This window comes from Micromonospora sp. NBC_00898 (assembly GCF_045207895.1).
Taxonomy (GTDB): domain Bacteria; phylum Actinomycetota; class Actinomycetes; order Mycobacteriales; family Micromonosporaceae; genus Micromonospora.
The window spans coordinates 476422-489311 of the sequence record NZ_CP108775.1 but is presented as its reverse complement, the minus strand read 5'-3'; the positions used below and the strand labels follow the sequence as shown (position 1 = coordinate 489311).

Annotated in this window: 10 protein-coding genes and 1 pseudogene; 5 read left to right on the top strand and 6 right to left on the bottom strand. The window is 75.9% G+C overall.

Translation table 11 applies throughout. The features are described 5' to 3' along the window. Positions 1-19 precede the first annotated feature (19 nt). From OG799_RS02350 to OG799_RS02330, 5 genes and pseudogenes are all read right to left on the bottom strand, one after another. Positions 20-196 (bottom strand): hypothetical protein, encoded by a 177-nt coding sequence (locus OG799_RS02350; RefSeq protein WP_406042614.1) that lies wholly within the window; start codon positions 194-196, stop codon positions 20-22. A 94-nt stretch (positions 197-290) separates the two neighbouring features. Next, entirely contained in the window at positions 291-3719 is a 3429-nt protein-coding gene (locus OG799_RS02345; RefSeq protein WP_406042612.1) for an error-prone DNA polymerase, read from the bottom strand. Positions 3720-3962: 243 nt separating this feature from the next. Beyond that, a complete protein-coding gene (locus OG799_RS02340; protein ID WP_406042610.1) occupies positions 3963-5603 on the bottom strand; it encodes a DNA polymerase Y family protein in 1641 nt (546 codons plus the stop codon). A gap of 28 nt (positions 5604-5631) precedes the next feature. Next, positions 5632-6474, bottom strand: coding sequence for a hypothetical protein (locus OG799_RS02335; protein WP_406042608.1), 843 nt, complete (start codon positions 6472-6474; stop codon positions 5632-5634). A 119-nt stretch (positions 6475-6593) separates the two neighbouring features. Then, a pseudogene (locus tag OG799_RS02330) lies at positions 6594-7044 on the bottom strand (SAV_6107 family HEPN domain-containing protein). 513 nt (positions 7045-7557) lie between these two features. Here OG799_RS02330 and OG799_RS02325 point away from each other — a divergent pair. The 3 genes from OG799_RS02325 to OG799_RS02315 are packed head-to-tail and all read left to right on the top strand — an operon-like array spanning position 7558 to position 10333. After that, positions 7558-8955, top strand: coding sequence for a ferric reductase-like transmembrane domain-containing protein (locus OG799_RS02325; protein ID WP_406042606.1), 1398 nt, complete (start codon positions 7558-7560; stop codon positions 8953-8955). A gap of 20 nt (positions 8956-8975) precedes the next feature. Continuing rightward, positions 8976-9506: an FMN-binding protein gene (locus OG799_RS02320; RefSeq protein WP_406042604.1), complete on the top strand. Its 531-nt coding sequence runs from the start codon at positions 8976-8978 to the stop codon at positions 9504-9506. A gap of 14 nt (positions 9507-9520) precedes the next feature. Further along, the gene (locus OG799_RS02315) at positions 9521-10333 is read left to right on the top strand and encodes an FAD:protein FMN transferase (protein ID WP_406042602.1); all 813 of its coding nucleotides are present in this window, start codon (positions 9521-9523) and stop codon (positions 10331-10333) included. On the opposite strand, the gene OG799_RS02310 is transcribed toward OG799_RS02315, so the two are convergent. Continuing rightward, positions 10315-11511, bottom strand: a complete 1197-nt coding sequence (locus OG799_RS02310; protein ID WP_406042600.1) for an FAD-dependent monooxygenase — start codon at positions 11509-11511, stop codon at positions 10315-10317. The genes OG799_RS02315 and OG799_RS02310 overlap by 19 nt on opposite strands. A gap of 93 nt (positions 11512-11604) precedes the next feature. On the opposite strand from OG799_RS02310, the gene OG799_RS02305 reads away from it, so the two are divergent. Both OG799_RS02305 and OG799_RS02300 read left to right on the top strand, forming a co-directional pair. Continuing rightward, complete coding sequence (locus tag OG799_RS02305; RefSeq protein WP_406042598.1) at positions 11605-12336, top strand: TetR/AcrR family transcriptional regulator; 732 nt, start codon at positions 11605-11607, stop codon at positions 12334-12336. Between the two features lie 61 nt (positions 12337-12397). After that, on the top strand, positions 12398-12886 hold the full coding sequence (locus tag OG799_RS02300; RefSeq protein ID WP_406042596.1) for a YbaK/EbsC family protein: 489 nt from the start codon (positions 12398-12400) through the stop codon (positions 12884-12886). The last annotated feature ends 4 nt before the right edge of the window (positions 12887-12890 follow it).

The window sequence follows — 12890 nt, the reverse complement described above, 5'->3', positions numbered from 1 at the left end:
GCGGTGGCGGCTCTCGGGGTCAGGACTCGCCGCCGTCGGCGGGGTCCTCCTCCGCGTGGGAGCGGTGGGCGTTGGCCACCGGCCCGTCGGTCACCTGGTACTCGCGGGCCTCGACGTCGGCCGGCGACCAGCCGGCGGGCAGCCGGGTGCGCCGGGCGTTCGCCACTCCACCGGTGTGCGTGCTGTTCAGGGTCATCGTTCTTCCCCCATGCCGGGCGGGCCACTCTGCCCGCGCGTGCCGGAAGTCTCCCGCCTGCCGACCCCGAAAACCGTAATGTGGATCACTCCGCTCAGCGGAAATCCCGGGATGCCGGAGCCACGGGAGGCTCGATCGCGTCCAGCCGGTCCGCGGTGAGGCTGGTGACCCCCTCGTGCCGCTGCAACCGGCCCCGCACCACCAGTGCCGTGCTGGTGCGGGCGATTCGACGGTAGCGCTGCCAGAGCCCCGGCGAGCAAGTGACATTGAGCATGCCGGTCTCGTCCTCCAGGTTGAGGAAGGTGACCCCGCCCGCGGTCGCCGGGCGCTGCCGGTGGGTGACGATCCCGCCGACCCGGATCCGCTGGCCGGGCTCCACCCGGCCGAGCCGGGCGATCGGCACCGCGCCGAGCGCGTCCAGCCGGTCCCGGATGAACCGGGCCGGGTGGCTCTCCGGCGACAGGCCGGTGGCCCAGACGTCGGCGACGAGGCGGTCCACCGCCTCCATCCCGGGCAGGGTGGGCGCGGCCGCACCGGTCACCGTGCCGGGCAGCCGGCCCGGCCGGTCCTGCGCCGCCGCGCCGGCGGCCCAGAGGGCCTGCCGCCGGGTCAGCCCGAAACAGGCGAAGGCGTCCGCGGTGGCCAGCGCCTCCAGTTGCGCGGCGGTGAGACCCACCCGCCGGGCCAGGTCCGGCATGTCCCGGTACGGCCCGTGCGCGACCCGCTCCGCCTCGATCCGCTCGGCCACGTCGTCACCGAGGGTGCGTACGCTGCCCAACCCGAGCCGGACCGCCGGACCGCCCAGCCCCCAGGCGTGCGGCGGCTCCCCCGGCGCGCTCCCCCACCGGGTCTCCGGCGTCGACTCCAGCACCGCCTTGGCGCCGCTGGCGTTGATGTCCGGCCGGCGCACCTCGACGCCGTGCCGGCGGGCGTCATCGACCAGGGTCTGGGGCGAGTAGAAGCCCATCGGCTGGGCGTTGAGCAGCGCGGCCAGGAACGGCCCCGGGTGGTACCGCTTGAGCCAGGAGCTGGCGTAGACCAGGTAGGCGAAGCTCATCGCGTGGCTCTCCGGGAAGCCGTAGCTGGCGAATGCGGTGAGCTTGCGGTAGACGTCGTCGGCCAACTCCCCGGTGATGCCCCGCTCGGCCATCCCGGCGTACAGCCGATCGGCGATCTGCGCCATCCGCTCCACCGAGCGCTTCGCCCCCATCGCCCGGCGCAGCTGGTCCGCCCCGGCCGCGTCGAAGCCGGCCAGGTCGATGGCGAGCTGCATCAGCTGCTCCTGGAACAGCGGCACACCGAGGGTCTTCTCCAGCGCGTTGCGCATCAGCGGGTGCGCGAACGTCACCGGCTCCTGGCCGTTCTTGCGCCGGATGTACGGGTGCACCGAGCCGCCCTGGATCGGGCCGGGCCGGATCAGCGCCACCTCCACCACCAGGTCGTAGAACTCGCGGGGCTTGAGCCGGGGCAGGGTGGCCATCTGGGCGCGGCTCTCCACCTGGAACACCCCGACCGAGTCGGCCCGGCAGAGCATGTCGTAGACCTCGGGGTCATCCAGGGTCATGTCGCCCAGGTCGAGGGTCGTGCCGATCATGTCGTAGCCGTAGTGCAGCGCGGAGAGCATGCCGAGGCCGAGCAGGTCGAACTTGACCAGCCCGACCGCCGCGCAGTCGTCCTTGTCCCACTGGAGCACGCTGCGCCCGGGCATCCGGCCCCACTCCACCGGGCAGACCTCGATCACCGGGCGGTCGCAGATCACCATGCCGCCGGAGTGGATGCCCAGGTGCCGGGGAAACGTCTGCAACTCGTTGGCGTACGCGACCACCTGCTCGGGGATGTCCGCCACGTCGACCGAGGCGACCGAGCCCCAGCGGTCGATCTGCTTGCTCCAGGCGTCCTGCTGGCCGGGCGAGAAGCCGAACGCCTTGGCCACGTCCCGCACCGCCGACCGGGGCCGGTAGGAGATGACGTTGGCGACCTGGGCGGTGTGCTCCCGGCCGTACCGGGCGTAGACGTGCTGGATCACCTCCTCCCGGCGGTCGGACTCGATGTCCACGTCGATGTCGGGCGGCCCGTCCCGTTCCGGGGCGAGGAAGCGTTCGAAGAGCAGCCGGTGCCGGACCGCGTCCACGTTGGTGATCCGCAGCGTGTAGCAGACCGCCGAGTTGGCCGCCGAGCCCCGGCCCTGGCAGTAGATGTCCTGCTCGCGGCAGAACGCGACGATGTCGTAGACCACCAGGAAGTAGCCGGGGAAGCCGAGGTCGTCGATCATCCGCAGCTCGTGCTCCAGCTGCGCGTACGCCTCCGGATGGGCCTCGGGCGGGCCGTACCGCTCCCGGGCCCCCTGCATCGTCAGGTGCCGCAGCCAACTCATCTCGGTGTGCTCCGGCGGCACCGGGTACGCCGGCAGCTGCGGCGCCACCAGTTGCAGGTCGAAGGCGAGTTCCGCGCCGAACTCGGCGGCCCGGGCCACCGCCCCCGGGTACGCGCCGAACCGGGCCGCCATCTCCGCGCCGCTGCGCAGGTGGGCGGTGGCCGCGGCGGGCAGCCAGCCGTCGATCTCGTCGAGGCTGCGCCGGGCCCGCACCGCGGCCACGGTGGTGGCCAGCCGCCGCCGGCCCGGGGTGGCGTAGTGCACGTTGTTGGTGGCGACCGTGGGCAGCCCGGCGGTGGCGGCCAGCTCGGCGAGGGCGTCGTTGCGGTCGGCGTCGACCGGGTGGCCGTGGTCGGTCAGCTCCACCGCCACCGTCTCCGCGCCGAAGAGCGCGGTGAGCCGGTCCAGCTCCCGGGCCGCCGCGTCGACGCCCTCGGTGAGCAGCGCGCCCGGCACGTGCCCCTTGCGGCAGCCGGTGAGCACCAGCACGTGGTCGCGCAGCTCGTCGGCGACCTCCTCCAGCTCGCCGTAGACCGGGCGGCCCTTCTCCCCGCCGCGCAGCTGGGCGCGGGAGATGGTGGCGGCGAGTCGCGCGTACCCCTCGTGGCCGTGGGCGAGCACCAGCAGGTGCCGGCCGAGCGGGTCGGGTTCGCCGTTCTGCGGGCCGGGCAGCCCGAGGGAGAGCTCGGCGCCGAAGATGGTCGGCAGGTGCAGCGCGCGGGCCGCCTCGGCGAAGCGCACCACCCCGTAGAAGCCGTCGTGGTCGGTGACGGCGAGCGCGGTGAGCCCCAGCCGGGCGGCCTCCTCCGCCAGCTCCTCAGGGTGGCTGGCCCCGTCGAGGAAACTGAAGTTGGTGTGCGCGTGCAGCTCGGCGTAGGGCACCATGTCGTCCGGGCGGGGCAGCTCGGGCGCCTCGTAGTGCTGCCGCTTGCGGCTCCAGGCCGGGGAGTCGCCGCCGTCGGCGTCCACGGCGAGGGGATCCACCACGTGCAGGTGCCGCTCGTCCCGCGGCCTTCCGCCGCGTGGCCGCCCACCGTCGACCGACCGCCCGTCGCCGGACCGGCCGCCACCGGAACGCCCGTCGCCGGGCCGCCCGGAGAGCACGCGTTCCAGCTCGGACCAGGGCAGGTTGGGATTGTGGAAGCTCATCCGGCCGCTCCGGGTGCAGCGGCCTCGGGCAGCGCCGGGTACGGCCGCGTCCGGCGGTCGACGGTGACCCGCGCGACCGGCGCGACCGGCCACCGGGCGGCGACCGACCCCGCCGACGAGGGAAGGGTCGGTGAGCGATATGCCGGTGAGTCATAAATATGCCGGAGAGTCATATCGCTCACCGGGACACCCGTCTCCCGACCGGAGCCGAACCGCCCCGACCCGGTCGCGAACCGTCCCGGCTCAGTCATAGATCGCCTCCACCAGCCACTGACCGGCCTCGACGGCCAGCAGCAGGGCGGCGCCGTCGGCGAGGCAGACCTGGAACCGGGCCCGCCGCCGCGCCTCGGCCGGCGCCCACCAGCGCTCGTCCACCGGCCACGGGCCGGCCCAGCCGACGATCTCCGCCGGGCGGGCCGTACCCACGGTGAGCCGGGCCGGCGCGGCGCTCACCGCCAGGCGCGCGCTGACCACGACCGGCTCGCCGGCGGCGTCGTGCACGGTGGCGGCGAGCGGACTGGGCAGCACCACGGCCGGTGCGGGCGGCGGAAGCCGGCCGGGCCAGGGCGGGGTGCCACCATCACCCCGATCGGCAGCCCGGTCGGTGCCGGTGGCGCCAGCCGCGGCCGGCTCGCCCGGCAGCGCCGGCGGACCGGGCCGGGCCGGGAGCCGTTCGTCGCCCCAGGGCACGAACTGCACCTGGTCGGCCGGGGACCGGCCACCGCCGAGCACCGCGGTGACCACCGCCTCGGGGCCGAGGATGCCCTGCACCCGGCTCAACGCGCGGTGCGCCCGCTCCCGCTCCGCACCGGTCTCCCCCCACAACCCGGATTGCAGTCCGGCCTGGGCGAGCACCCCGTCCGGCACCAGCCGCAGCCGGATGATCCCGGCGGTCGGCCGGGTCGGCCGGGCGCCACCCCGACCGGTGCTGCCGGAGAGCCAGCCGTCCAACTGCCAGCGCACCCGGTCGGCGATGGCCGCGGCGGTCAGCAGGCCGTCGTGCCGCCAGACCCGGTGCAGCTCCTGGCCGTGCGCGGTGACCGCCTCGATGCCGAGCCGGGTGCAGGCCAGCCCGTACGCGGCGAGCCGCTCGTGCAGTTGCTCGGCCAGCGTCCGGGCGGCGAACGCCGCGGCGTCGACCCGGTCGATCGGCTCGTCGTGGTCGGACGTGACCGTCAGGTCCGCCGGTGGCTGCCGGACGGCGAGCGGCCGGTGGTCCTCCCCGGCGGCAAGCCGGTGGGCCAGCGCCCCGTCGAAGCCGAACCGGGCCAGCACATCGCCGGCGGGCAGCGCGGCGAAGCCCCCGAGGGTCCGCACCCCCAGCCGGCGCAGCAGGTCGGCCAGGGCCGGGCGGCCGAGCGCCTCGACCGGCAGGTCGGCCAGGAACTCCGACGTCCCGCCGGGCGGCACGATCCGCCCGTCCCGGGCGGCCAGCCCGGCCGCGAAGACCCCGTCGGCGATGCCGACCTGGCTCTCCACCGCGCAGGACTGGGCGACGTGCTCGACGATCCGCTCGGCCGCCGCCTCCTCGCCGCCGAGGTAACGGCTCGGACCCCGGGCCGCCAGCGCGCAGGCCCCGGGACGGACCACCTCGACCCCGGCGGCCACCTCCTCGACGGCGGCGACCACCGGCTCGAACGCCCGGGCGTCCCGGCCGGGGTCGTACTCGACGACGGTGAGCTGCGGGCAGCGCCCCTGCGCCTCGCGCCGGCGCAGCCCGCGACGCACCCCCTCGGCGCGGGCCCGCTCGGAGCAGGCGACCACCCGGTTGGCGTGCAGCACCGCGACCGGCTCGGTGGCGGGCACCCCGTCGGCGATCTCCGCGGCGAGGACCGGCCAGTCCGGGCACCAGAGCAGCAGCGTCCGCACCGGGGCCGCCGTCATGCCGGACCGACCAGGGTGAGCGCGCCGGTCACGCCGGACCGACCAGGGTGAGCCCGCTGCGGCGGGACGGAACGGCGGGGGTGGCCGAGGCGGCCGGCGTCACCGGGCGGAGCCGGCCGGCATCGGACCGACCGGTGCCGGACGCGGACGTGTCGGAGGCCGCGGGGCGGGAGCCGACGGCGCCCCGTCCGGCCAGCCCGGTCGCGCGGGGGATGACCCGGGTGAGCTCGTCGCCGGGCAGCCACACCTTGATCTCCTTGGGGCGGGCCGCCGCGCCGCGACCGCGCGCCGAGATGGTCACCTCCCGGCGGTGCAGCCGCCCCCGGCCCGGCCCGAGCCCCTCCCAGACGCCCCGGACCACCTGCAACGTGACGTCCGCGCCGTCCCAGCGGCCGTACGGGACAAGCACGCTGCCGCGCTGCCGGGCGCGGGCGGCCAACCGGTTGGCGACCGAGGCGGAGACCGTGGCCGGCACGGCGGTGACCACCACGTCCACCCCGTCGATGAGCGCGGCGATGACGGTGGGCCATTCCGGCCCCGGGTTCGGCACCAGGGCCAGCCGGTCCAGGGCGATGCCGGCCTCGGCCGCCGCGCCGGCCCCGAAGGTGGGCACGCCGACCACGGCGCACCACGAGCCGGCCCGGGACGCCTCGGCGAGCAGCGCCAGGATCAGCGACGTCGCGCCGCTGCGCCGGGGCTGCCCGGAGCCGATCGCGATGGTGCTGCCGCGGCGCAGTCCGCGGTTGGGCAGCAGCCCGGTCAGCTCCGGCCGGACCGGCAGCACCCGGTGGCCGCCCGCCGGGTCGGGTGCGCTCGCCGGACGCACCAGATCGGCCAGTGCGGCGGAACCGACCACCATGCGGCCCGCCATCGGACCAACCCCCTGTCGTGTCGCCCCGGGGACGGATCCCCGTGCTGTGCTGTGTCGCTGTGGATCAGCGGCGGCGGGTCCGGCCGGCGGGCTTCCCACCGCCGGCCGGACGCGCCGGGTCAGGCGGCGAGCCCGTCGAGCGACGGCTGGTGCGCCAGGCCGAGCGAGGTCTCCACCACCGTCACGAACTGCTCGGCGGCGCGGAGCAGGTCGTCGGCTTCGCGGGCGGCGACCACCCGGGGGATGCCGGCCTCGGCGGCGGCGCGCTTGCCGGCGCCGGCGGCGAAGTAGCGGGCCCACTCGTCGAGCCTCGGGGGCGACGGTGGAGAGCAGCACCCAGACGCTGGTGATCCGGTTGCGCCGGCCGGGGGCGGGGCGGGCCCGGGCGGCGAGCAGGGCGGCGGCGGCGCGCAACGCGGCGAGGTGGGCGGCGGCGTAGCGGAGGCCGTCGGGGCGGGTCTGCGCGGCCTCGGTCAGCCCGTGGCGGGCCACGGCGAGCAGTTGGGCGGGGGTGCGGTGCGGCAGCACGTGCGCCGGCACCGTCGGTGCCTGAGCCGGACTGGTCGGCATGGTGTCTCCTCCGCGTGACCGGGGCGGGCGCGTCGCCGGACGGATCGGATCCGCCGAGCGGGCGCCCGGAGCGGATGGTGCGGAGGAAGACGCACCGTGGTGGGGGCCGGCCGGGTGTGGAGCTTCCCCACACCACACCCGGCCGGCGTACCGGCGGGTCCGTCGCCCGCCGCCCGGGGGTCGTGGGCGGCGGGCGACGACCTGCCTGACGGGACCGGACTCGCGACTGCCCGGTGCCCGGTGCGGTCCGCGGAACCGCACCTCCCGGGATCCGGCGCCGCGAAACACCTCTCCCGGGCGTTGGAACGGGCGTACGACTGAATCGAACACTCGTTCTAACTGCTCTGACAGTACACCCCCCCTCCGACGAAAATGCAACGTGTGACGCGCCGCGGCTCGCCGGGGCCGGGTCGGATTCTCAGGGCGCGCACAGCAACGGCAAAGGTGTCCCCGAGGTGGTCGCCGCAGGGTGGACCCCATGACCGTCGCCAGCCGTCCCGAACCGACCGTCCGATGACCGCCGCCGTCACCGACCGGCGGGCCACGCGTCGCGCCCTCCCGGCGGTCCCCGGCTGGTGGGCCGACGTCGCGGGCAGCGCGGCCGTGCTCAGCCTGCTGGTGGTCACCGCGCTCTGGACCGGGGACCGGGGGGTGCAGGAGCTGTTCGGCGGCCTCGCCACCGGCCTCACCTCGCTCGGCCGGCTCACCGGCCTGCTCAGCGCCGACCTGATGCTCATCCAGGTGGTGCTGATGGCCCGGGTGCCGCTGATCGAGCGGCACTTCGGCCAGGACCGGATCGCCCGCTGGCACCGGCTCGCCGGCTTCACCTCGTTCCACCTGCTGCTGGCCCACGTGGTGCTGACCACCCTCGGGTACGCCGGCACCGCCCGGCAGGGCCTGCTCACCGAGACCTGGGACCTGGTCACGACGTACCCGGGGATGCTGCTGGCCACCGCGGCGCTGGCCCTGCTGGTGCTGGTGGTGGTGACCTCGGTCCGGGCGGCCCGGCGCCGGCTGCGCTACGAGTCCTGGCACCTGCTGCACCTGTACGCGTACCTCGGCATCGCCCTGGCGCTGCCGCACCAGCTCTGGACCGGCGCCGACTTCGTCGGCTCGGCGGCCGCCCGGGCGTACTGGTGGACGGTCTACCTGCTGGCGCTGGCCAGCGTGCTGGTCTTCCGCCTCGGGTTGCCGGCCTGGCGTTCGCTGCGGCACCGGGTCGAGGTGGCCGCGGTGGTCCCCGAGGCCCCCGGCATCACCTCGATCTGGCTGCGCGGGCGCGCCCTGCACCGGCTGCCCGCCCGGGCCGGGCAGTTCTTCCTCTGGCGGTTCCTGGACGGCCCCGGCTGGTCCCGGGCGCACCCCTACTCGCTGTCGGCACCCCCGTCCGGCGACCTGATGCGGATCACCGTCAAGGACCTCGGCGACGACAGCGCCCGGGTGGCCACCCTGCGCCCCGGCACGAAGGTGCTGCTGGAGGGGCCGTACGGGCGGCTGACCGGGGAGCACTGGCGCGGCCGCGGGATCACCATGCTCGCCTGCGGGGTCGGGATCACCCCGCTGCTGGCGCTGCTCTGGGAGCTGCCGTACGCCCCGGGCGAGGCGGTGCTGCTCTACCGCGCGCGTACCCCCGACGAGCTGGCCTTCGCCGCGGAGCTGGACCGGCTCGCGGCCGAGCGCGGGGTGGTCGTGCACCACCTGGTCGGCCCCCGGGCCCGGCGGCCGGCGTGGCTGCCCGCCTACGCGGAGGGGCTGACCGACGCGGAGGCCCTGCGCCGGCTCTCCCCCGGCATCGCCGGGCACGACGTCTTCCTCTGCGGCCCGGACGGCTGGGTCGAGGCGGCCCGCGCCGCGACCCGGGCGGCGGGGGTGCCCGACGCACACACCCATCACGAACGCTTCGCCTGGTGACAGGAGCGAAAGGAGGATCCATGCGACGGATCACCGTCTGGCTGCTCTCCACCGTGGCCGCCCTGGTGCTGCTGTTCAGCTACAAGACCAGCACGATGGGCCCCGGCGGGGAGAGCAGCGCGATCGCCGCCGGCTCCGACGGCTCGGCCGCGGGCTCCTGGTCCGCGACCGACGACTCGGGCGGCACGGACCCGGGCAACTCGGACTCGACAGGCTCGGACTCGACCGGCTCGGGCTCGTCGAACGGCTCGTCGTCCGGCGGCTCCTCGGCCAGCGGCAAGGCCACCGGCTCGGTGGCGCAGACCCGGTGGGGGCCGGTGCAGGTCCGGATCACCGTCACCAGCGGGAAGATCACCGACGTCACCGCCGTGCGGGTGCCGGACGGCAACCGCCGGGACCAGGAGATCAACGACTACGCGGTGCCGATCCTGCGGCAGGAGACCCTCGCCGCGCAGAGCGCGCAGATCGACACCGTCTCCGGGGCCACCGTGACCAGCGACGGCTACCGCGAGTCCCTCCAGTCCGCCCTCGACGCGGCACACCTGAAGTGAACGGGGTGACGACCATGAACCTGGCGGCGGAGCTGGACCGGCGGGCCTGGGTGGTGCAGGTGATGGGGCTGCCGGTCAGCGTGCACCTGCGCGGACCGCGGGTGCGGACGGACCCGGTGGCGGAACGGGTGGAGCGGGTCTTCGCCGAGCTGCGGGAGGTCGACGCGGTGTTCAGCACGTACCGGCCGGAGAGCGTGCTGGGCCGGCTCGGCGGCCGGCGGCCCGACCCGGCCACCGCCGCGCCGGTGGTGCGCGAGGTGGTGGAGCTCTGCGAGCTGGCCCGGCTGCGGACCGACGGGTGGTTCGACGCCGACCGCCTGCCGCTGCCCACCGGCGGCACCGGCTTCGACCCGTCCGGCCTGGTCAAGGGCTGGGCGGTGGAACGGGCCGCGCGGTGGCTGGCCGACCTGCCCGACCACGACCTCTGCCTCAACGCCGGCGGGGACGCGCTGCTGTGGACCGCGCCGGGCCGGCCCGCCTGGCGGGTCGGGGTGGAGGACCCCGGGCACTCCGGGCGGCTGCTCGACGTGCTGGAGCGGGAGCGCGGCGCGGTCGCCACGTCGGGGACCGCGCGGCGCGGCGCGCACATCGTGGACCCGCGCGCCGGCCGGCCCGCCGAGGCCGTCCGGTCGGTCACCGTGGTCGGCCCCGACCTGCTCTGGGCCGACGTGTACGCGACCGCGGCCGTCGCCCGGGGCGCGGACGCGCTCGACTGGCTGGCCACCCTCGACGGGTACGCCGGCCTGCTGGTGGACGCCGCCGGTCGGGTCCGGGCCACCCCGAACTGGCCCGGCACCCGACCGGCGGCTCAGACCCGCGCCGGATAGTCGGGCAGGTCGAGATCGGTGGCCAGCGAGCCGGTGCTCCGCACGAGCATCGACTGGACCGGCCGGGTGGCCAGCAGCCGGTTGCGCAGCCACAGCCCCCAGCGGGTGGTGGGGGCGAGGAAGTGGCCGGGGCTGGCGCCCCGCTGCCAGCGCATCGCGTAACCGCGCAGCCGGCTCTCGTACGCGCCGAGGGCGACCCGGTGGTCGCCGCCGGCCCGGGCCAGCTCGCCGGCGAGCACGTACGCCCCGACGACCCCGGTGCCGACGCCCATCCCGCCGAGCGTGACGCCCCAGGCGGCGTCGCCGAGCAGCACCGTCCGGCCGGTGTGCCAGCGGGGCACGCGCACCCGGCTGATCGAGTCGAAGTACAGCTCCGGCGCGGCGCGCAGGCCGGAAAGCAGGTGCGGCACGTGCCAGCCCAGCCCGGCGAAGGCGTCCGCGATCAGCTTCTTCTGCCGGTCGAGGTCGCGCCAGTCGAGGTCGAGCCATCCGGCGGCGAAGACGACGAAGGCGCCGGCCCGGTCCGGGTCGCGCTGGTCGGCGGCGACGCTGGCCATCCGCCCGGGGACGTTGTACTGCTGGGGGACGGTGCCCACGCCCAGCTCGTTGGGCAGGTCCCAGCCGGCGAGGTGGTGGCCGAGGTGCCGCACGTACGCCGACTCCGGGCCGAAGGCGAGCCGTCGGACGCCCGAGTGCAGCCCGTCCGCGCCGACCACCAGGTCGACGGTGCGCGAGGCGGCGCGGGCGAAGTCGACGTGGACCCCGTCGGCGGACTCGGCGAGGTCGGTGATCACGTCCCCGAACAGGTACTCCACCCGGTCGGCGCCGTGCTCGTACAGGATCCGGGACAGGTCCCGGCGGTAGACCTCCAGCTCGCCGCCGGCGAACTCGGCGGGCAGCCGGAAGATCTCCCGGCCGCGCTCGTCCACGCAGCTGATCGCCCCGGCGCGGGTCTGCCCGGCGCGCAGCTCGTCGAGCACCCCCATGGCGGCCAGCACGCCGAGGTGGGTGGGGCCGCGGAAGTCGACCGCGAAGCCACTGGCGCGCAGCGCCGGCGCCTGCTCGACCACGGTGACCTCGGCGCCGTAGCGGGTGAGCCACCAGGCGAGCGTCGGACCGGCGATCCCGGCCCCGGAGATCAGGACGCGCAGGCCGCCTAACGGAAGGGTGTGTGCCATCGGTTTCCCCCATGGATTGAAACTGTGTCCGTCGGACACAGCGTACTGTAGACACAGTTTTGGTCCCCGGACAAGACCGATCGAAGGAGCACCATGGACCGGGCGGGCACCGCGGGCGCGGCGGACAGGCGCACCCTCCACGAACTGCTGTGGGGCACACCGAGCGCGCCGCGACGCGGCCCCCGCCCCACGCTGACCCTGCCGGCGATCGCCCGGGCCGGTATCGCGATCGCCGACGCCGACGGGCTCGACGGGCTGACCATGCACCGGGTGGCCGAGTCGCTGGACGTGACCAAGATGGCGCTGTACCGGTACGTCCCCGGCCGGGCCGAGCTGGTCGCCCTGATGATCGAGGCGGCCGTCGGCGCGCCACCCGTACCGCCCCCCGGCGCCGACTGGCGCGGCCAGCTCGACCACTGGGCCCGGCAGATGTACGACCGGTTCCGCCGGCACCCCTGGGCGATCACCGCCACCGTCGGCGCCCGGGTCATGGGCCCGCACGAGCTCGGCTGGCTGGAACGGGCCGTCGCCGCCCTCACCGGCACCGGGCTGAACGGCGGCGAGATGCTCGACGTCGCGGTGCTCCTGCTCGGACACGCCCGCAACCTGGCCCAACAGGTGTCCGCCATGCCCACCGACACCCCCGAACAGGCGATGGAGTCCGGGCTCGCCAGCCTGCTCCGAGGCCGGGAGGACCAGTTTCCGGCGGTGCTCGCCGCGGTCGCCTCGGCGGCCCGGCACGCCGCCCAGGACCAGGCCCTCGACTTCGGCCTGGCCCGCATCCTCGACGGCGTGGACCTCCTGATCCAGACCCGCCACCCCTGACCCCGCCGGGACGGCGTGGCCGGGTGCGGCGGAAGGCGAGGGACCGGGAAGAATGAGCGGCATGCAGCCACACCCGAACGTGCAGGCGGTGCAGCGGGCGCTCGACGACGCGGGCGCGCGGGACTCGACCGGCGGACCCAGCCAGGTCCGGTTGCTGCCCGAGGCGGTGCACACCGCCGCCGCGGCGGCCCAGGCGCTCGGCGTCGAGGTGGGCGCCATCGCCAACTCGCTGATCTTCGACGCGGACGACGCGCCCCTGCTGGTGCTCACCTCCGGCGCGCACCGGGTGGACGTCGCCGGCCTGGCCGCGTCCCTCGGGGTCACCCACCTGCGCCGGGCCACCCCCGAGTTCGTCAAGGAACACACCGGCCAGGTCATCGGCGGGGTTGCCCCGGTCGGCCACCCCCGAGGGCTGCGCACCCTGGTCGACACCACCCTCGCCGGCCACGACGAGGTGTGGGCCGCCGGCGGCGTGCCCCAGGCGGTCTTCCCCACCACGTACGCGGAGCTGCTGCGGATCACCTCCGGCACCCCGACCGAGGTGGCGTGAGCGA